This window comes from Coriobacterium glomerans PW2 (assembly GCF_000195315.1).
Taxonomy (GTDB): Bacteria; Actinomycetota; Coriobacteriia; order Coriobacteriales; family Coriobacteriaceae; genus Coriobacterium; species Coriobacterium glomerans.
Map to the genome: position 1 here is coordinate 1231785 of NC_015389.1, position 20329 is coordinate 1252113.

General features: G+C 62.7%; 12 protein-coding genes. 7 read left to right on the forward strand and 5 right to left on the reverse strand.

The annotated features are described in order from the left end of the window. The first annotated feature begins 135 nt into the window (after positions 1-135). From glgB to CORGL_RS09640, 7 genes are all read left to right on the forward strand, one after another. Entirely contained in the window at positions 136-2283 is a 2148-nt protein-coding gene (gene glgB / locus CORGL_RS05455; RefSeq protein WP_425358165.1) for a 1,4-alpha-glucan branching protein GlgB, read from the forward strand. Positions 2284-2320: 37 nt separating this feature from the next. Continuing rightward, complete coding sequence (locus tag CORGL_RS05460; protein ID WP_013708921.1) at positions 2321-4747, forward strand: glycogen/starch/alpha-glucan phosphorylase; 2427 nt, start codon at positions 2321-2323, stop codon at positions 4745-4747. Between the two features lie 101 nt (positions 4748-4848). Further along, positions 4849-5997, forward strand: a complete 1149-nt coding sequence (locus CORGL_RS05465) for a glucose-1-phosphate adenylyltransferase (protein ID WP_013708922.1) — start codon at positions 4849-4851, stop codon at positions 5995-5997. Between the two features lie 3 nt (positions 5998-6000). After that, positions 6001-7113 (forward strand): glucose-1-phosphate adenylyltransferase subunit GlgD, encoded by a 1113-nt coding sequence (glgD, locus tag CORGL_RS05470; RefSeq protein ID WP_013708923.1) that lies wholly within the window; start codon positions 6001-6003, stop codon positions 7111-7113. Positions 7114-7238: 125 nt separating this feature from the next. Beyond that, a complete protein-coding gene (glgA, locus tag CORGL_RS05475; RefSeq protein WP_013708924.1) occupies positions 7239-9377 on the forward strand; it encodes a glycogen synthase GlgA in 2139 nt (712 codons plus the stop codon). Positions 9378-9563: 186 nt separating this feature from the next. After that, positions 9564-12863 (forward strand): 4-alpha-glucanotransferase, encoded by a 3300-nt coding sequence (locus CORGL_RS05480; protein ID WP_013708925.1) that lies wholly within the window; start codon positions 9564-9566, stop codon positions 12861-12863. 114 nt (positions 12864-12977) lie between these two features. Beyond that, positions 12978-13310 carry an FmdB family zinc ribbon protein gene (locus CORGL_RS09640; RefSeq protein ID WP_013708926.1) on the forward strand — a complete coding sequence of 111 codons (333 nt, stop codon included), beginning with the start codon at positions 12978-12980 and terminating at the stop codon, positions 13308-13310. 23 nt (positions 13311-13333) lie between these two features. On the opposite strand, the gene CORGL_RS05490 is transcribed toward CORGL_RS09640, so the two are convergent. From CORGL_RS05490 to metK, 5 genes are all read right to left on the reverse strand, one after another. Then, positions 13334-14746, reverse strand: coding sequence for an RsmB/NOP family class I SAM-dependent RNA methyltransferase (locus CORGL_RS05490; protein WP_013708927.1), 1413 nt, complete (start codon positions 14744-14746; stop codon positions 13334-13336). Beyond that, a complete protein-coding gene (gene fmt / locus CORGL_RS05495) occupies positions 14743-15663 on the reverse strand; it encodes a methionyl-tRNA formyltransferase (RefSeq protein ID WP_013708928.1) in 921 nt (306 codons plus the stop codon). Before fmt ends, CORGL_RS05490 begins: the two co-directional genes overlap by 4 nt. 15 nt (positions 15664-15678) lie before the next feature. Further along, complete coding sequence (gene def / locus CORGL_RS05500) at positions 15679-16236, reverse strand: peptide deformylase (protein ID WP_013708929.1); 558 nt, start codon at positions 16234-16236, stop codon at positions 15679-15681. An 85-nt stretch (positions 16237-16321) separates the two neighbouring features. Continuing rightward, positions 16322-18808, reverse strand: a complete 2487-nt coding sequence (gene priA / locus CORGL_RS05505; protein WP_013708930.1) for a replication restart helicase PriA — start codon at positions 18806-18808, stop codon at positions 16322-16324. Positions 18809-18812: 4 nt separating this feature from the next. Then, positions 18813-20096: a methionine adenosyltransferase gene (gene metK / locus CORGL_RS05510; protein WP_013708931.1), complete on the reverse strand. Its 1284-nt coding sequence runs from the start codon at positions 20094-20096 to the stop codon at positions 18813-18815. Positions 20097-20329: the final 233 nt, after the last annotated feature.

The following is a 20329-nucleotide window of genomic DNA, read 5'->3' on the forward strand; positions in this document are numbered from 1 at the left end:
GCGCTTGCGAGCCAAAGGACTTGTATCGGATCGCGACCGCGCTGCCGATCCTCGGGCTTTTGTTCGAGCGCAGCTGCGGAAGCCGCATGATCGATTGGAGGGTCGGAGTTGAAGACCGAAGTCGCCTCGAGGGACATGAGCGCCGAGCGCATCTCAGCGAAGACGGATCCGCGCGCCACCTGCCTGATGATGACCGAAGATGATATCTATCTGCTCTCAAACGGCACCTGGCAGCGAAGCTGGGAGAAGATGGGGGCGCACCCGGATACGCAAGATGGCGCGCGCGGATGGCGATTTCGCGTTTGGGCTCCGCTCGCGAGAAGCGTCCGGATCGTCGGAGACTTCAATCGCTGGGACGTCGACGCGAATCATCTGAAGCGCATCTTGGACAGCGACATATGGGAAGGGTTCATCGCCGATCTCAAGCGGGGTGAGCTGTACAAGTTCGTTATCGAGACCGAAGAGGGAAATCTGATCTACAAAGCGGACCCCTATGCCTTCTTCGCCGAGCGAGCCCCGGGCACGGCCTCGCGACTCATGGACCTCGCCGACTACGCTTGGAGCGACGACGCTTGGATGGCAGCGCGGCGAAGCGCCGACCACATGAAGCGGCCGCTCAACATCTACGAGGTGCATCTGGGCAGCTGGCGTCGGCACGGCGATGCCCCCCAAGGTGAGCCCGACGAGAACGGCGGCTATCCCGGTCCCGGCGATTCGTTCCCCGCCCAACGCGGAGTAGGCTACACGTACGACGAGCTCGCCGAAGAACTCGTCGCATATATCGTCGAGATGGGCTACACCCACGTTGAGATCATGCCCATCATGGAGCATCCCTTCGACGGCTCCTGGGGCTACCAGCCCACCGGCTACTTTGCGGCAACGTCGCGCTACGGCGAGCCCCGCCAGCTCATGCATCTCATCGACAGCTTCCATGCCGCCGGCATCGGGGTCATCCTCGATTGGGTTCCCGGAGGCTTCTGCGCAGACGAGCACGGCCTGTCGCTGTTCAACGGACACATGCTCTACGAACGCGAGATCCATCCCAACTGGGGCACGCACAAATTCGACTACAGTCGCGGGGAGGTGCGCAGCTTTCTCGTCTCGAATGCCCTGTTCTGGATAGAGGTGTTCCATGCTGACGGCATTCGCATGGACGGCGTCTCGAGCATGCTGTACCTGAACTTCGGCATCGATGATCCCGCTCTGAAGCGGACCAATCGCTTTGGCACGGAGGAGGATCTCGATGCATCCGCCTTCATCCGCCAGGTCAACGGAGTCGTCGGCCGCGCCCATCCTGACTGCATGATGATCGCAGAGGAGTCGACCGCCTGGCCGCTGGTGACCTATCCCCCGGAGGAGGGGGGCTTGGGATTCCATTATAAATGGGACATGGGATGGATGAATGACACCCTTCACTACATGCAGACCGACTTTCCCTGGCGAGCGGGCAACCATCGGCTGCTCACGTTCTCGATCATGTACGCCTTCAATGAGAACTTCGTGATGCCGCTCTCCCATGACGAGGTCGTGCACGGCAAATGCTCTTTGATCGGGCGGATGCCCGGGGATTCGTGGAGACGCTACGCCGGACTTCGCACGCTGCTGCTCTATCAGATGGCCCACCCTGGTGCCCAGCTGAACTTCATGGGCGCAGAGATAGCTCAGACCATCGAGTGGCGCTATTACGAGTCCCTCCAGTGGTTTTTGATCGATGAGTCGAGCGATCATGCGCGCCATCAGGTGTTCACGCGCGCGATGAACCACCTCTTTCGCGACGAGCCGGCGTTCTGGCAGCGGGCCTATGCGCAGACCGGCTTCACATGGATCGATGCGGACGATGCGGCGCAGTCGATAGTGTCGTTCGTCCGCCACGCCGATCACATTGACAACGACCTCCTATTCATCATCAATTTCGACCCAGCCTCATACGAGTCCTTCCATCTCGGCGTCCCGCGCGAAGGCGTGTGGCAGGTCGTCATGGACTCCGATGATCCCTCGTTCGGCGGCAGCGGCTACCCCGTCGCATCCAGCTATGCGTCGCTACCCTACCCGTGGAATGGCTGCGACGACTCTATCGACGTAGCGCTTCCCGGACTCGCCGGTCTGGTGTTCAAGCGCATCGGTCCCAGTCCATGCGCGGCACCCCATGCGGGCTCGGCGCGAGTCGAGGCGGACGAGCCGCACGACAAGGGATCCGCGCGCCGCGCGCGCTCGTCGAAGAAACGGCGCGGTTCGGTGCGCGAGGCTCCCGAGGGGAGGCGGACGACAGGCGCGACGAGGTGAGGATATCCATCACAAGACACATGCAGGGAAAAACACCATGGAGAGCATCTTTAACAGCAAGCAGGAGTTCATCGAGTGCTACCGATCGCAGATCATGGCGATCACCGGCAAGGATTTCGAGCACGCGAGCGATTTCGATCGATTCAACGCGCTCGCGCGACTTATCGCATCGCGTGCGCGCACGGTCCAGACCGCGACGGACAACCGCGTCGCGAAAAGCGGCAAGAAACGCGTGTACTACTTCTCGATCGAGTTCTTGATAGGCCGCTTGCTCGACAACTACCTGCTGAACTTTGGCGCACGCGATCTGGTTTGCCAAGGTTTGAGAGACCTCGGTGCGGACTTGGACGACCTTTGCGATCTGGAACCGGATCCGGCGCTGGGCAACGGCGGGCTGGGCAGACTCGCCGCATGTCTTCTCGACTCGATGGCGCACGAGGGAATCGCCGGCTACGGCAACGGGATGCGTTACCGCTATGGCCTGTTCAAGCAGGAGATCCTCGACGGTCGACAGGTCGAGACGACCGACGAGTGGCTCGCAAGCGGCTACCCCTGGGAGGTGCGCCGCCAAGACAAGGCCGTGACGATCGGCTTCGGTGGCCGCGTCGTCGGTTACGAGGACGGCGGACGGATGTACTACCGCACCGAGGACACCCAAGACGTCCTCGCCGTACCCTACGACATCCCCGTCGTGGGCTACGGCGGCAAGACGGTGAACAAGCTGCGCGTCTGGTCGACCGAGCCGCTCGAAGAGCACTTCGACCTCGATGCATTCAACCGCGGCTCGTACGCCGAAGCCGACGCGCATCGCGCCGACGCGGAGGCGATCTCGGCGATCCTGTATCCCAACGACGCCGGTGAGCACGGACGATTGCTGCGCCTCAAACAGGAGTATCTGTTCGTCGCCGCCGGCATCTCCACGATTCTCGACACGTTCAGACTCGAACATGGTCGAGCTTGGAGCGAGCTGCCCGACTTCGTCGCCATCCACACCAACGACACGCACCCGGCCATGTGCGGGCCCGAGCTCATGCGAATACTCATCGACGAGGAACGCCTCGGATGGGACGAGGCTTGGAGCATCGTCACGAAGACACTGTCCTATACGAATCACACGATCCTGCCGGAAGCACTCGAGACGTGGTCTATCGGCACGTTCTCAAAACTGCTGCCGCGCCTGTACCAGATCATCGAGGAGATCGCCAGACGCTGGCAGGACGATTTCGACAAGAGTCGCACCGGTTGGCAGGATCTGCTGCGCAACACGGCGATCCTGTGGGACGGCCAGGTCCGGATGGCGAACCTGTCGGTCATCTGCTCTCACTCGGTCAACGGGGTCGCCAAGATCCACACCGATATTCTCGAGCATACCGTCCTCAAGGACTTCTACGCGCTCATGCCGGATAAATTCAACAATAAGACCAACGGCATCTCCCATCGTCGCTTCCTCGCGGAGTCGAATCCCGGCTACGCCCGGCTCATCACCGAGGTGATCGGTGATGCCTGGCTCGATGATGCCAGCCAGCTCGCGAGGCTCACCGAATTCGAGAGCGATCCCTCGTTTCTTGAGCGCGCCGCTCGAGTCAAACGGGAGAACAAGGCCAGACTTGCCCGATACATGGCCGCGGAACACGCGATCTCGATCGATCCGAATACGATCTTCGACGTCCAGGTCAAACGATTCCATTCCTATAAACGCCAGCTCCTGAATATCTTCAAGATCATGGATATCTACAATCGCCGCATCTCCGATCCGAACTTCGCGGTCGCGCCGACGACGTTCATCTTCTCCGGCAAGGCCGCCTCGAGCTACGCGTTCGCCAAGGAGACGATCCGTCTCATAAACTCTGTGGCCGATGTCATAAACGCCGACGCCAGGGTGAACGAGATCATGCGGGTCTGCTTCATCCCCGATTTCCGCGTTTCCAACGCACAACTCATCTACCCCGCCGCCGAGATCTCCGAGCAGATCTCCACAGCGGGCATGGAGGCCTCGGGGACCTCGAATATGAAGCTCATGATGAACGGCGCGATAACACTGGGCACGCTCGATGGTGCGAACATCGAGATCGTGAATCTCGCCGGCGCGGACAGCGAGATGATATTCGGACTCACCGCCGAGGAGGTGGAGGAGCTGCGCGAGAAGGGCACGTACTTCGCGTGGGATATGTACAACGCGGATCGTGCGCGACTCGGTCGGGTCATCGATGAGCTGACCGATGACACGTTCTCCGCGCTCTCCGGCAACTTCGAGTCGATTCGCAACGAGGTCATGCAGAGCAACGACGCGAACCTCGTCATGAAGGACTTCGGATCCTATGTGGACGCGTGGGAGCGACTCACCGCCACCTACGCCGATCCGATGTCATGGAATCGCCGCTCTGTGCACAACACGGCGACGTCGGGCTGGTTCTCCAGTGATCGAACGATCCGAGAGTACCGTGACGAGATCTGGCACGCATGAGCTTTCGGGCGGAAGACGGACCGATCGCGACGGCAGGGAAGGGACAGACGGCGCGCGCCCGAGCGATAGATACCATGAGACCGAGGGAAAGGTAGGCGACGATGAGCAGAAAAGAGTGCATAGCAATGCTCCTCGCAGGAGGACAGGGCAGCAGGCTGGGAGCGCTCACGAGCAAGATAGCAAAGCCGGCCGTATCGTTCGGGGGGAAGTTCAGGATCATTGACTTCTCGCTGTCGAACTGCGCGAACTCCGGTATCGATACGGTCGGTGTCCTGACGCAGTATCGACCGTACCTGCTTCACGCCTATCTCGGTTCCGGTGCGGCATGGGATCTGGACGAATACGGCGCGGGCATCTCGATTCTGCCGCCCTACGCAACGCAAGACGGGGGCGCATGGTACGCCGGCACCGCGGACGCCGTGACCCAGAACATCGACTACATCCTGGAACATGATCCGAGCTACGTCCTCATCCTGTCAGGAGACCATCTCTACCGCATGGACTACCACAAGATGCTGGCGAGCCATATAGATCACGGTGCCGATCTGACCGTCTCGGTCATGCCCGTCCCCTGGGAGGATGCGAGCCGCTTCGGCATCATCACAAAGGATGAAGAGGACGACAGCATCCTCAAGTTCACCGAGAAGCCGGACAAACCCGACTCGAATCTCGCGTCCATGGGAATCTACATCTTCACAACCGACGTGCTGATCGCCGCCCTCGAAGACGATGCGATCGATCAGCGCTCGAGCCACGACTTCGGCTGCGACATCATCCCGAAGCTTTTGGCTGACAAGCGACGGCTCTTCACCTATGAGTTCAACGGGTTTTGGAAAGACGTCGGCACGATCGCGAGCTTTCATGAGACGAGCATGAATCTGCTCGGACAAGATCCTGAGTTCGATCTGTATGATGAGGCGTTTCCCGTCATGAGCAATGATGCGACCCGTCCTCCTCACTATATCGGACCGGAGGGTCGACTCGATGATTGCCTCGTCTCGAACGGCTGCAAGATCTTCGGCACGGCGCGCCACTCCATCATCTCGACCGACTGCATCGTCGGCGAGCGGGTGATCATAGAGGACTCGGTGCTGCTTCCCGGTTGCGTCGTCAAGAGCGGCGCGCATGTGAGCCGCGCGATTCTCGGCGAGAACTCGGTTGTGGAGGAAAACGTCAAATTGGGGAGCGTGGACTCCACGAAGGACACCGCTGTCGTCGGAAACGACGTCGTCATCGGAAAGGGTGAGTGAGCGATGATCAACCAAAAGGCCATAGGCTATATCACCGCGAACTACGCGAGCAGAGCATCGAGCACCCTGCTGAAGTCGAGACCGCTCGCATCGCTGCCCATCATCGGTCGCTACAGACTGATCGACTTTCCCCTCTCCAACATGTGCAATGCCGGTATCAGAACCGTCGGCCTCGTCATGCCCGGGAACTTCCGCTCCATCATCGATCACATCGGCTCCGGACGCGACTGGATGCTCGATCGCAAGAAGGGCGGTATGTTCCTGCTGCCGGGAAACGCCTATGGCACGTCGAAACGGGGCATGCGGTTCCTTCTGCGTGACATCATCTCGAACAGAATGCTGTTCCTTCGCTCCGAGCAACCCCATGTCGTCATGTGCGCATCGAACATCATCTTCAACCTCGATCTCGATGCTATAATCGACGCGCACGAGACGAGTGGAGCCGGCATCACCATGATCTATCACTGCGCCGAGCGCCCCCAGCACGACGTCTCCTCCCTCGAGATCGGCGAGGGCGGCCGCGTGACGGCCATCAAGACTGGCTGCGATTTCGGCGACAACAAGTTCTTGGACTGCTTCATCATCGAACGAAACGTGCTGATCGACATCATCGATCATTACGCCAGCGCAGACTATCTCGATCTGTTCGAGGCGATCGCGGGCGACTTCGCACGCATCGACGTTTGCAGCTACGAGTTCAAGGGGCTCTCGATCGGCGTGTTCGACGAGAACACGTACTATCAGCGCAGCATGGAACTGCTCGATCCGGACCGAGCCGATCAGCTCTTCATGGCCGAGCGACCCATCCGCACCAAGGCGCACGACTATCCGCCTGCGAAATACGTTGCGGGGTCCTATGCGTGCAACTCGCTGATCTCCGCCGGCTGCATGATACGCGGCACGGTTCGCAGCTCCATACTGTCGCGCGGCGTCGTCGTCGAGAGCGGCGCCAGCGTGGCAAACAGCATCATCATGCAGTCCTGCGTCATAAAGAGCGGCGCGCGCGTTGAACACGCGATCATCGACAAGAACAACGTCGTCGCTCAGAACACCGAATTGCGCGGCACGCCCGAGTCGATCCTCGTGATCGGAAAGGTGGCCGGTGAAGCGCAGTGAGGGGAACGAGCGGCGGTGCGAGTCGCGCGATCTGTCCACTGCTATCGAAAGAGACGTCAGCGACGGTGGGGCGGTCGCACGGCGACGCGCCGCTCGCCGCACCATCAAGGGGTTCAGGAGCGATTATGGCAAATAAGAGGATTCAAGTGGTGTTCGCCTCAGCGGAGGCGGCGCCCTTCGTGAAGACCGGTGGGCTCGGCGATGTTGCCGGCTCGCTTCCGAAGGCGCTTGGACAGGCCGGCGCCGATGTCATCGTGATGGTGCCCAAATACGGATCCATCGCCCCCGAGTACACGGAAAGCATGACGCACCTGTGCGACTTCTACGTTCCACTCGGTTGGCGCAACGAATACTGCGGGCTCGAGCTTCTGGATCTCGACGGCGTGAGGTACCTGTTCATCGATAACGAGCGCTATTTCAAGCGAGACTCGCCCTATGGCTTCTTCGATGACGGGGAGCGCTTCGCCTTCTTCTCAAAGGCCGTCACCGAGAGTCTGCAGCATCTTCCCGCGGGATTCACCTGCGATGTCCTTCACTGCAACGACTGGCACACGGCGCTGGCCCCTGTCTTTCTACGCGAGTTCTATCAGGGACTGCCCACCTACGAGCGCGTCAGAACCGTTTTCTCCATCCACAACATCGCGTTTCAAGGGCAGTTCTCCGATCGGGTTCTGAATGATATATTGGGGCTCGCCCACATTCCGGCCGCGGCCGGACAGCTGCGGTGCGACGACTCATCGGTCAACTACATGCAAGGCGCGCTCCATTACGCAGATGCGATCACGACCGTGAGCCCCACCTATTCAGAGGAGATCCGCACGCCCGGATTCGGTGAGGGACTCGACCCTGTGCTGCGCGAACGCTCGGCTGTGCTGTCGGGCATTCTGAACGGGATCGATGTCGACGCCTTCGATCCCGCCACCGATGCGCGCATCGCTCAGGGCTTCACCGCGTCTCACATGGCCGGAAAGCGGGCATGCAAAGCTGCCCTCCAGGAAGAGCTGGGGCTTGAGGTCCGTCAGGATCGCCCGCTCATGATAATGGTGAGCAGGCTGACGCGACAGAAGGGTCTCGATCTGGTCACGTACTCACTCGAGCGAATCCTCTCAGGCGGGGTCCAGGTCGCAGTATTGGGCACCGGTGAGCGCACCTACGAGGATGCTCTCAATTTCTTCGCCAGTCTGTATCCCGGCGTCATGGCGGCGCGCATCCAATTCAACCCCGCGCTGTCGCATCGCATGTACGCGGGTGCGGACATGCTGCTGATGCCCTCTCTGTTCGAGCCGTGCGGCTTGGCGCAGATGATCGCGATGCGCTACGCGACGCTGCCGATCGTGCGAGAGACCGGTGGACTCAAGGATACGGTCAAGCCCTACAACCGCTTTACCGGTGAGGGAACGGGCTTCTCATTTTCCCACTTCAACGGCGACGAGATGGGCGATGCGGTCTTTCGTGCGGCGCGCCTGTTCTGGGATGATCGAAAAGGGTGGAGCGGCCTGGTCGCACATGCCATGGCCGAAGACTTCAGCTGGGTTCACTCAGCCTCCCGCTATCTTGATCTCTACCGGCATCTGCTTTTCACAGGCGATGGCGACGCATCGGAGACGCTGCCCGCAGGTGAATCGAGCGAGACCGAATCGGGGCGGATGCGATCCTCTGCCGAGCCGAGATCCGCGAAACCAGAACCCTGCTCTCAGCAGCTGTCGGCCGCTGAGACGCGGCCGCGCGCAGGTGCCGCATCCGATGCGATCCAGTCGCAAAGCTCTGCCAAGCGGGCACCCGAGATGACAGCTGGTCCAGTTGCGAAGACGGGCAGCGGCGCGCGGCGAGCCTCCGGCTCGAAGTCGGCGACCTCCAAGCGCGCCTCCGGGATCAGCCGCGGCTCCGGCGGCAAGGCGAACCCGGTGAAGCCCTCGACCGCAGGGTCGACGACCGCGCGGGTCCGAATCTCGAAGCGCGGCGCTCGCGGCAGCGCCGAACGTCTCGAAACCACGTCGACCAGCGCTGCGAAATCCAAGCGCTCGACTGAGAGCACCGTGTCCGCGCCCCCCAAAACCTCTCGAAAGGCACATGCGAGCGCAGATGCCACCGAGGCGCCCACGGGGTCGGTGCGCTCGAAGGGAGCGGCCGCACGAGGGGCTGCGACGAGTCCGAAGGGGGATGCGGGTTCGACGAGCAGCTCGTCTGCTCCATGCGACCTCGCGTCGGAGACCGTTTCACGCATGAAGCGCACACGAGGGCGTCGCTCGAATCGATCGAGATGAGAGGTGGGACTCCCCGGGATGACCGGTGAGCCCCATGCGCGATGGGACGCCTGGGGATCCGGTGCGGCCCGCCTTTCATCAGCCCCTCGTGCTATCATCTGATAGCGTGTACGAGGGCATTTTTTCGATGAATCAAACGACCATCCCACCTCGTTGGTTCGGATGCGCCGAGAAGATAAGGTATGTATGAAATTGAGACATAACTCCAGGAGCTGCGATTGCCGCGCGCCCTTCGGAGCTGTTCGCGCCGGCACCACGGTCCGTCTGGCGGTTCACGTGGAGGATGCCGATTTCGCGAGCATCCGGCTTTCACTGCGCACCTGGGTCGACGGCAGAGGCGAGCGGATCGATGATATGCCTGCTGTCGGAAACGGGACCTTCGAGGTCTCGCTTGCGTGTCCGGAGCCTGAGATCGTCTGGTATCTATTCATCGCACGTGCCGCTGACGGGACCGCTACCTATCTCGGAGCTCCCACGGGGCGAACAGGCGGTGAGGGTGTCGCATATGCGTCGATCGACGCCCCCTCGTTTCAGATCACGGTCTTTCAGCATCGTGCCATACGACCGACTTGGTACGAGCACGGCATCGTGTACCAGATATTTCCCGACCGCTACCGCCGCGATGCCGGATGGCGCGAGCGGACGGCTGCGGTGCTCGACAGACCCCGCGCCGGCATCGCGCGCCGACTCGTCGAGGACTGGAATGAACCGCCGAGCTATCGACGGGCGAACGACGGATCGATCGCGTGCTGGGACTTCTACGGGGGCTCGCTGAAGGGCATCGAGGACGATCTTCAGCGCTTGGCCGAACTCGGCGTCTCGGCGATCTATCTGAATCCGATCTTCGAGGCGGCGAGCAACCATCGCTACGACACGGCGGATTATCTGTCGATCGATCCCATTCTCGGAACCGAAAAAGATTTTCGTCACCTGTGCGCGGCTGCGCGCGAACGGGGAATCTCGATTATCTTGGACGGAGTATTCAATCATACGGGGGATGACTCGATCTACTTCAACCGCTACGGAAACTACCCGGGCGCAGGAGCCTGGTCCGGCCCGGAATCCCCATGGCGCGATGCGTATAAGTTTGACGATGACGGCGGCTACAGGTGCTGGTGGGGCGTTAAAAACATGCCCGATCTCAATCAGGATTCGCCTCTCGTCCGTGAGCTCATCCTGGGAGCCGACGGGGTCGTGAGACACTGGCTGCGCGCCGGCGCGCGAGGTTGGCGTCTCGATGTCGCCGATGAGCTCTCCGATGGATTCATCGCCGATATCAAGCGCGCTGTCATGGAGGAGCGCCCCGACGGCTTGGTTCTCGGTGAGGTCTGGGAGGATGCGTCGAACAAGTCGAGCTACGGCAAGCTTCGTCGTTATCTTTTGGGCCAGGAGCTCGACTCCGCGATGAACTATCCGTTTCGCTCTATGGTCATCGATTACCTGTTGGGCGTCAGATCCGCCCGCGATACGGCCGAGACCATCGAATCACTTCGGGAGAACTATCCTCCCGAGGCGCTCGCGTGCGCCCTCAATCTGCTTGGCAGCCACGACAAGCCCCGTATCGCATCTGTGCTCGGCGGCGGTCCGGACGAGTCCCAGCTGCCCGAGAGCGAGCGGGGTACCTGGCGGCTCGATCCGCACGCGATGGGACTCGCAAAAGGACGCTTCTGGCTCGCCTCGCTCATGCAGATGACGTTCCCGGGAGTCCCCTCAATCTACTACGGTGATGAATACGGTCTTGAGGGGCTATCGGATCCGGGCAATCGACGGACACTGCCTGATGAGCGCGATGTCTTCGATCATGATATGCTCACCATCGTGAGAAACGCCGCGGCGCTGCGCCGGGCGCTGCCTCTGATGGTGACCGGTGACATCTCTGCCGAAGCGCGCTCAGATGACGTTTTATCATACACGCGTCGCGACGCGAGCGGACTCAGCGCGACGGTAATTCTCAACAGCGACTGCGCCTCGCAGCACGCCGTGAGCATCCCCATGCTCGGCCAGGCCGCCTCAGATCTGATCTCGGGCAGAGAGCTCGGTCGCAACGAGGACGGCACCGTGACGGTGGAGCTCGCACCGCTCGGTTCCGCGGTCGTGCACTTCCATGATCGGCGACGCATGCAGAAGCCGCTTGCCCCGGGAGCGGGAATCATGTGCCATCTCACCTCGATGCCGACCGAGGACGGTCGGGCAGGTCGTCTCGGTGCCGCTGCACGGCGCTTCATCGACCGACTCCACGCGATGGGTGCTCGCTACTGGCAGGTCCTGCCCGTGAATCCCACTGATGGCTTCAACTCGCCGTATGCGGGACCCTCCGCGTTCGCGGGCAGCTCTGCGCTTCTGCCCGGGACGGCTGGCGAGATCGAGCGGGATTTCGAGAGCTGGCGCGACACGGGAGGAGAGCACGACGCCGCGTTTCTGGAGTTTGCGCAGACGCAGGCGGCTTGGTTGGCACCCTATTGCGCTTTCATGGCCATCAAGCGCCATATGGGGGGTGCATCGCGCCATGAATGGCCCGCTCGCTTCAAGCGCTACGATCCCTCGCTGCTCGACGACGGCGATCTCGCTCGGGAGGCGCGATTCCAAGCGTATCTCCAATTCTGTTTCGAGACCGCATGGGGAGAGATGAGCGCGTACGCGCACGAGCGCGGCATCGAGATCATCGGGGATATCCCGATGTACGTCTCCGACGAATCGGCCGATGTCTGGAGCGCACCGGAGCTGTTCAATCTTGATGATGACGGCAGGCCGACCGAGGTCGCGGGAGCTCCGCCGGACGACTTCGCACCCGACGGACAGCTCTGGGGCAACCCGACGTTTCGCTGGGACCGGATGAGACATGATGGATTCACCTGGTGGCTCGCGAGACTGCGACGCGCTCAACGACTTTACGACCATGTCCGACTCGACCACTTTTTAGGCTATCACTCGTATTTCAGCATTCCGGCTGGCGGTGCGTGCTCCGCGGGACGCTGGCTGCCGGGACCGGGAGCGGATCTGTTCCAACTCGCCTACGACGCATGGGGTCCGCTGCCCTTCATCGCGGAGGATCTGGGCTATCTCACGCCCGGTGTGCGCGCGCTGTGCGCGACATGCGGCTTTCCGGGCATGGACGTCATGCAGTTCGAGGACTATGACGTCCGCGCCGGCTTTTATCCTCAAGCCGGAAAGATCTGCTACACGTCGACCCATGACACTTCGACCCTCATCGGCTTCTGCGAGCGCTCCTACGCCAACGGGGATCGAGAACAGGCGCGTCGCATCGCGGAAGCACTTCTTGGCGCCGCGCTCCACAGCGATGCGGATGTCGTGATCACGCCGCTTCAGGACATTCTTGAGCTGGATGATCAGGCGCGCATGAACGTACCGGGGGTGGCCGAGGGAAACTGGACATGGAGAGCGCGCGAAGCCGATGTGATCGACGCCGTCCCACGCATTCGCGAGATGCTCGAGAGAAGCGGTCGCATCAGCGCGGCGAGCCGATGAATGAGGAGACTGCTTGAAGCCCGAGCGCCACGGAGCCGGGCTTCTTGCGCGGCAAAGCTGTTTTGAGTAGGGTAGCCTATGGCTTATCAGCGAAACGAAAGGGTTCTGGGACACATGGCACGCTATGACTACCGCTGTGCTGCATGCGGAACGACCTTCGAGGTCGAGCACCGTATGAGCGCTCATCCGAATATCAGCTGTCCGGCTTGCGGGGGCACCGCGGACAAGCAGTTCAGCGCCGCCGGCATCGTCTTCGAGGGGAGTGGCTTCTACAACACGGATCAGCGACGCGCCGACGCTCCGAAACCAGCTGCCCGAGAATGCGCGCAGACGCCCGCCTGCTCGGCATCGAAGAGCAAATCGAGCGGCGAGGGCGCGCATCCAACCGAATGCGCGACATGTCCGAACCACGAGAAGGTCCCGGCCCGAAGCGCAAAGAAGGCCTGATCGCAACGAAGTCGATCGGTCAGCTAGAGGCTATCGGCCGTATGACAGCGGATGAGCCGAGCGCAGAAGTGTCCATCGAAGTCCCCTGTCCGCGGCACGCTTTGCAGCGTGCCTCTTGCGCTTTCCAGGGTTTCGGCGAAGCGCTTGGCGTCCGCGAATCCCGCTGAGCGCAGGATCGGGGCGGCGGAGACGCGATCGAGCCTGAATGCGCGGCCAGTCTCACCACCCAGAAAGTCATCGATGACATCGTCGTTCTCGCTGCTCAGCACCGAGCAGGTGGAATAAAGCAGCTGACCGCCCATGGCGACACGGGAGGCCGCCGAGGCGAGCAGCGCTCGCTGAAGGTCCGGCAGTCCGCGCTCCACATCGCAGGGTCGCAGTCTCCAGCATATCTCGGGATGGCGTCGCATCGTACCGGTACCCGAACACGGGGCGTCCACGAACACGGTCTCGAACAGGCGGCGGCGATCTGAATCGCCGAGAGCCCCCTCGAGATCGCAGCCATCTGCCACCAGGGTGCGAACGCCCTCATCCAAGCCGGCTCGACGGAGACGCTGTCCGCACGACTCGGCGCGTCTCGAATCGATATCCAGCGCCACATGATGACGCGCGAAGCCGGCCCGGTGAGCTTGGGAGGCCATGACGAAGGTCTTGGTGCCGCGACCAGATCCGATCTCCAGACACGTGCCCACCGCCGTGGCCGCGGTCGCGATCAGCTGCGCGACAGCGTCGGATACGACAGCGTCGCCGCGCTCGAGCGCCGACGATGCGAGCAGCTCGGGCCCTGGTACGGGTCCGGCGCACCCGGGCAGCTCGATAGATCCCAAAACCTTCGCGAAATCAGCGGATTCGCGAAGCGGGTTCAGATGGATCGCGATGGGTGCAGCCGTGAGCTGGGTGTCGAAGAGCCGCCCGGCGAGCTCTGGTCCGAGTGATCCCTCGATCGCGCCAGCGAGCCACACCGGCATCCCGGCGCAGCGCGCCAGGGACACGACTCGGCGGTCCTTGAGCGGCGCGTCCGCAGCGGCGAGATAGGAGCGCCGCGAGGTGGCGACGCGGCGAAGCACCGCGTTGGCCAGGCCGGTCGCGCTGCGAGCGATAGAGCCGACGAGTTCGACTCCCTGACTGACGGCGACGGCGGGCGGCCGCTCAAGATAGATCAATTCGAAGGCGGCGATGCGCAGCGCGATCCGAACACGCGCCGACACGCGTCGCGGGTGATCCAGGTGCATATCGATAACCTCGTCGAGCGCACCAGAGGTCACCGTCGCGCCCAGGGCGAGCCGCATCGCGAACGCGGCATCGCGTCGGTCGAGATGCCGGTCGCGTGCCACGCCGTCGAGCAGCTCGCGAACATGGACTCCGCGCTGATATGCCAGAAACAAGGCGGATAGCGCGGCCGCGCGGCCGGCGGCGGGAGCGGGTCTTCTCATCATGCAAGCCGTTGCCAGGTACCCGTGCGAACGCGTACGCCGGAAGCCCAGGCGTCGGCGCCCATCTCGCGACGACCATCCGGTTTGAGGGACAGAACCTGAAGTGAGCCGTCCGCGCAGCCGAGCAGCACGCGCTCTTTTCCGACCGCGAGACAGCCCGCAGCGACATGAGCCGACCTCACAGCGACGGCGCGCGTCACGCGGACCGGCCGATCGACGATGACGCAGCGGGCGGGTGCCGCATCCGATGACGCTCGCACGCGACGCGCGTTCATCTCCGCCGAGGATTTCGGATCGAGCCACAGCTCGCCCTTCTCGATCTTGGGCGCGAGAGTGGCTCTGGTCTCATCCTGGGGCGACCACACGACATCGCCGGACCGGAGCGCAGGGAGGGTGCGCACGAGCAGCGATGCCCCCAGCTCGGAGAGATCCGAGCTCAACTCATCGGCGCCCTTGCTCGATACGGCACATGAAGCCTGGGCGCAGACATCGCCGGTATCGACACCGGAGCTGATCCGCATGATCGATGCGCCCGTGCACGAGTCACCGGCAAGGATGCAGCGCTGAATCGGCGCCGCCCCGCGCCAGCGCGGCAAAAGGGACGCATGAACGTTCACGCATCCCAAAGGAGACATTCTCAGGACCTCGTCGGGCAGGATCGAACCGAAGGCGACGACGCAAAAGATGTCAGCCTCCGTCGCGCGAAGGGCCTCGATCACATCGGAATCCATTCGCCTCGCCTCGAGCACCGGGATTCCCAGATCGACTGCCGCCGCCTTCACGGCAGACGGCTCGAGTCGTTTGCCGCGCGCGCGAACGGCATCAGGCCGGGTCACGGCGAGACAGACATCATGAGCGGCGGCGAGCGCGCGCAGGGGGGGCACGGAGAACGACGGGGTTCCCATGAAAACGACGCGCATGCTCGGTTCCCTCCCCTACTCCGTCTCGACTGGCTTCGCCCCGGTCTCGCCGGGCTTCGCCCCGCGAGCGAGCGCATCCTGATACGCGCGCAACGCGATGACGTGCGCAGCGGGATCGAGTCGCTCGAACATGGTGATCCCCTTGAGATGATCGATCTCATGCTGCAGGCAGACGCACATCAGATCTCCCGCTGCCTCATAGCGTATCAGGTTCGCGTCGAGATCATAGGCCTCGACGACGACATGATCGGGCCTGTAGATCTCACAGGAGATTCCAGGAATCGACAAGCACCCTTCCGAGAACGCTGTCAGCCGATCTGACTGCTCGATAATCACGGGATTGATCAAGACGTAGGGATCGTAGTCCTCACGTGACGTATAAGAGGTATCAATAACTATCATTTGAACAGTTTGACCCACCTGTGGTGCGGCAAGGCCGCATCCGGCGTTCTCAAACATCTCCTGTTTCATATGCGACGCCAGCCGCTCGATCTCGGGTGTGATCTCCTCGATCGGGGCACATTCCCGTCGCAGGCGCTCATCAGGCGACAAGACGATTCCATTTATCTCCACGAAGCGGTTCCCTTCCAGTTCAACGCGATCTCAGACCCCCCACTTGATCGACCGTGCGCCCTCGGGCAGACCGGTACCTTTCGGCTCACATCAGATCGTAGGCGTCAACGTCCACAGTCACGCTGATCCCCGATCTCGAGCCGATGCGAGAAAGAGTCGCGGCGATTATTCGAGATATATGATACCCCAGCGGGCATTTGATCACGATGTGGAAGCGAAAGCGATCGTGCGCGCGTTCGATGACGCAGCTCGCCGGACCGACGACGATGGGGCCGCTCATCGGATCAGGCGAAAGAGTATGCGTCGTATCCGCAGGTACGTGCCCCGGTTCCCCACAAGATTCCTCGGAGATCGCGCGCCTCAGCGCATTCGCCACAAGATCGGCGCAGGCGCGCACGGATTTCTCCTCACGACCCTGGCACACGATGTTCACCAAGCGCACAAAGGGCGGATAGAGCGCCTCGGCGCGCACGCGCAGATCGTGCTCGGAGAAGATGGATCGATCGTGCGCGGCGACGGCTCTGATGACCGGATCGTCGGGCAGATACGTCTGGATTATGACTTCGCCGGGGTTCTCGCCGCGCCCCGCGCGACCCGCAACCTGCTCGAGCAGATCAAACGCCCGCTCTCTCGCACGGAAATCCGGCATCTTGAGAGCATAGTCGGCATTGATCACGCCAGCGAGAGTCACCTCGGGAAAATCGAGACCCTTGGCGATCATCTGTGTGCCGAGCAGAACGGAGCACCGGGCGGCATCGAAGCGCTCGAGCAGCCGCTTGTGACCGTCGCGCCCCCTGGTCGAATCGGCATCCATGCGAATGATCTCGACATCGCAGGGCAGCAGCGCGTGAAGCGCATCCTCGACCTGCTGGGTGCCGAGCCCCATCTTCGCGAGGTAGGGGCTGTTGCACCTGGGGCAGCGCGCGTTCTGGTCGGGATAGGCGCGAATGCGGTAGACGGTCGAGCACGTATGGCACTCGAGCGTGTGCGTCCGCTCATGATAGGTCAGGGCGGTCGAACAGTGGCGGCACGTCGGGACGCATCCGCACTCGCGACACATGAGAAAGGGCGCGAAACCCCGACGGTTGTGCAGCAGCACAGCCTTTTCACCGCGCTCGGCGACCCGCTCGAGCGCGGCGGCCAGGGGACGCGAGAAGATCGAGCGCCCGCCGGATCGAAACTCTCGCCGGAGATCCGCGATCGTGATGTTGGGCAGCTGTGCGAAACCCGGCCGATCAGGCATGGTGACCCGCAGCCAGCTTCTGTTCGCATAGCCTTTCTCCCGGCAGCGCATGAGTGACTCCGCCGAGGGAGTCGCTGAGCCCAGTACGAGCGCGCAGCCGTATCGGGCGGCCATGGCTGCGGCGACCTCGCGCGCGTGATAGCGAGGATTCGAACCCTGCTTGTAACTTTGCTCGTGCTCCTCATCGATGATGATGATCCCCAGATCGGAAAAGGGGCAGAACAGCGCCGATCGCGCACCGACGACGACTCGCGCGGTGCCATCGCGCACGCGATCCCACTGATCGAGGCGCTCACCGGCAGACAGGCGCGAATGAAACACGGCTACCGTCGCACCGAAGCGCGAACGGAACCGACCGACCGTCTGAGCTGTGAGGGAAATCTCGGGGACGAGCACGCAGGCCGAGCGGCCGGCTTCGAGAACTGGCTCGATCGCGGAGAGATAGACCTCGGTCTTGCCCGAACCCGTCACGCCGTCGATGAGCACGACGTCGCCGCGACCGGCGCTCACCGCGCGGCCGATCGCCTTCAAGGCAGCGACCTGTGCGCCCGTCAACGTCTCCGGTGCCAGCCCGGATGCCGATGAAAGCGTGGTCTCCTGATCGCATCCGCGCCAGACTCTGCGCTGCTCGACTGAGACGAGTCCGCGGCGCTCGAGTGCGCGCACGGTCGCGGACATGCTCGTGTACAGAGCTGCCAGCTCTCTGGTCGTGACGGGTCCGCATGAAAGCGCTTGGATGAGCTGTCGCTGACGGCTCGCGCGAGCAGGAGGCTCGAAACGCCGGCCGCGCTCGGTGAGAGACACCCAGCGATCGCAGACCTCTGAGACGCGGGGCTGCTCGAGGACATAGGTGCCATCGGCCGCCCGAGACAGACGAGCGGAGCGCCCCGGTGGCAGAAACAGCCTCAGGCACTCCGAGGTCGACGCGACGTATTCGCGCGCCATCCAGCGAGCGATATCAGCTGAAATGGCTGAGAACGATCGACGCGCGAGAACCGATCGGATCGTCTTCACACTCCGACCCTCGACAGCCCCCCCGTCGGGGAGCCCCTGAGGCTGCTCGGCGATGGCGATGACATAGCCCACGGCAAGACGCCGGCCGAACTCGACCAGCACGGTGGATCCGATCTCTATCTCATTGACGGCCGCGTCGTCCACGGCGTAGGTGAATGGCTCGGTGAGCGCGCGCGATGCGATGTCAACGATCACCGAGACGAATGCGCAGGCGACGCCAGCTGCGCGACGCGCCGTCCCTGCCGATTCCCCCGAGCGGGAGCCGCTCGCGGATCGCGAGATCGACGCGGGCTTCTTATCAGAGATCTTCGGCACCGGCTCAGGACCGGCTACCGCAGGCGCTGCGCAGCAGGTCCGCTCGATCCAGGCGCTCCCATGTGAAATCAGCGTCGTCGCGACCGAAATGGCCGTAGCTCGCCGTCTTCTCGAAGATCGGTCGTCGCAGATCGAGCGCCTCTATGATCGCCGCAGGGCGCAGATCGAACACCTTCTCGATCGCCCGCGTGATCTCGCGCTCCGAGACGGTGCCCGTACCGAAGGTGTCGACCATGACCGAGAGCGGATGAGCGACTCCGATGGCATAGGCGAGCTCGATCTCGCAGCGAGTCGCCAAACCGGCTGCGACCACGTTCTTCGCGACCCAGCGAGCGGCATAGGCCGCCGAGCGGTCCACCTTCGTGCAGTCTTTTCCTGAAAAGGCGCCGCCGCCGTGTCGCCCCATGCCGCCGTAGGTATCGACGATGATCTTGCGGCCGGTGAGCCCGGTATCGCCCATGGGACCGCCCACCACGAAGCGCCCGGTCGGATTCACGTACAGCTCGCATCCCCGCCATGAGATGTCCGCGCGCTCGAGCACGGGCTCGATGACGCAGGCGAGTAGATCGGCCTTGATCGTCTCCATGGAGCGGATCGACGGCGCGTGCTGCGCGGAGATCACGATGGTCTCCACGGCCTTCGGGCGACCCTGCTCGTACCTGATGGTGACCTGCGTCTTTCCATCGGGGCGCAGGTAGTCTATCAGGCCCTCATGGCGCACCCGAGCCAGCCGCTCGGCCAGCCGGCTCGCCAGATGATGCGGCATCGGCATCAGGCTCGGCGTCTCGTCCGTCGCGTAACCGAACATCATGCCCTGATCGCCCGCGCCGATGAGATCGATCGCGTCGGTGGTGAGACCGGCCTGCACGTCGAAGCTCTCATCGACCCCTTGAGCGATATCGGGGCTCTGCTCGTGAATCATGTTGATGACGCCGCACGTGTCGCAATCGAAGCCGTACTTCGCGCGATCATAGCCGATGCGCCGAACGACACCGCGAGCGATTTCCTGCACGTCCACATAGGACTGGGTGCGTATCTCGCCGGAGACGATGATCGATCCGGTGGTGACGAGCGTCTCGCAGGCGCAGCGCACGCAATCGAGTCTCGCCGGCGCACCGCTCGGCGCGATGTATCCTCGAGCCTCGAGCGCGGCCTCCTTGGCGAGTATGGCATCGAGGATGGCATCGGAGATCTGGTCGGCCATCTTGTCCGGGTGTCCCTCGGTCACCGACTCGGAGGTGAACAGGAACGAGCGCGGGCGGTCCGTGGAACGAAGTCGATCTGGCATGGCATGCCCTTTCTCTCGAGTTGCCCGACGACCGTTGCCATTCCGCCGGGCGCGTTGATGCGAGATGATTGTACTCTTGGGTCGAGACGATTATGTCAGGTCGCTCCGATGCGCCCACAAGCATCACACCTCGCTGGTCGCGCGAACAAGACCGACAGGGAGCACCCCGTCTGCGGCGTGCGATCTCGTCGTGATCCGAGCCGGCCCCCGACTCGGCTGGACGGGAGGCGCCG

Excerpts from the sequence above, each read along its gene's own strand:
- CORGL_RS05460 (WP_013708921.1), top strand. The coding sequence starts at position 2,321 with ATGGAGAGCATCTTTAACAGCAAGCAGGAGTTCATCGAGTGCTACCGA.
- glgB (WP_425358165.1), top strand. The coding sequence starts at position 136 with ATGAGCGCCGAGCGCATCTCAGCGAAGACGGATCCGCGCGCCACCTGC.
- glgA (WP_013708924.1), top strand. The coding sequence starts at position 7,239 with ATGGCAAATAAGAGGATTCAAGTGGTGTTCGCCTCAGCGGAGGCGGCG.
- fmt (WP_013708928.1), bottom strand. The coding sequence starts at position 15,663 with ATGCGCGTCGTTTTCATGGGAACCCCGTCGTTCTCCGTGCCCCCCCTG.
- CORGL_RS05490 (WP_013708927.1), bottom strand. The coding sequence starts at position 14,746 with ATGATGAGAAGACCCGCTCCCGCCGCCGGCCGCGCGGCCGCGCTATCC.
- glgD (WP_013708923.1), top strand. The coding sequence starts at position 6,001 with ATGATCAACCAAAAGGCCATAGGCTATATCACCGCGAACTACGCGAGC.
- CORGL_RS05480 (WP_013708925.1), top strand. The coding sequence starts at position 9,564 with ATGAAATTGAGACATAACTCCAGGAGCTGCGATTGCCGCGCGCCCTTC.
- CORGL_RS05465 (WP_013708922.1), top strand. The coding sequence starts at position 4,849 with ATGAGCAGAAAAGAGTGCATAGCAATGCTCCTCGCAGGAGGACAGGGC.
- CORGL_RS09640 (WP_013708926.1), top strand. The coding sequence starts at position 12,978 with ATGGCACGCTATGACTACCGCTGTGCTGCATGCGGAACGACCTTCGAG.
- metK (WP_013708931.1), bottom strand. The coding sequence starts at position 20,096 with ATGCCAGATCGACTTCGTTCCACGGACCGCCCGCGCTCGTTCCTGTTC.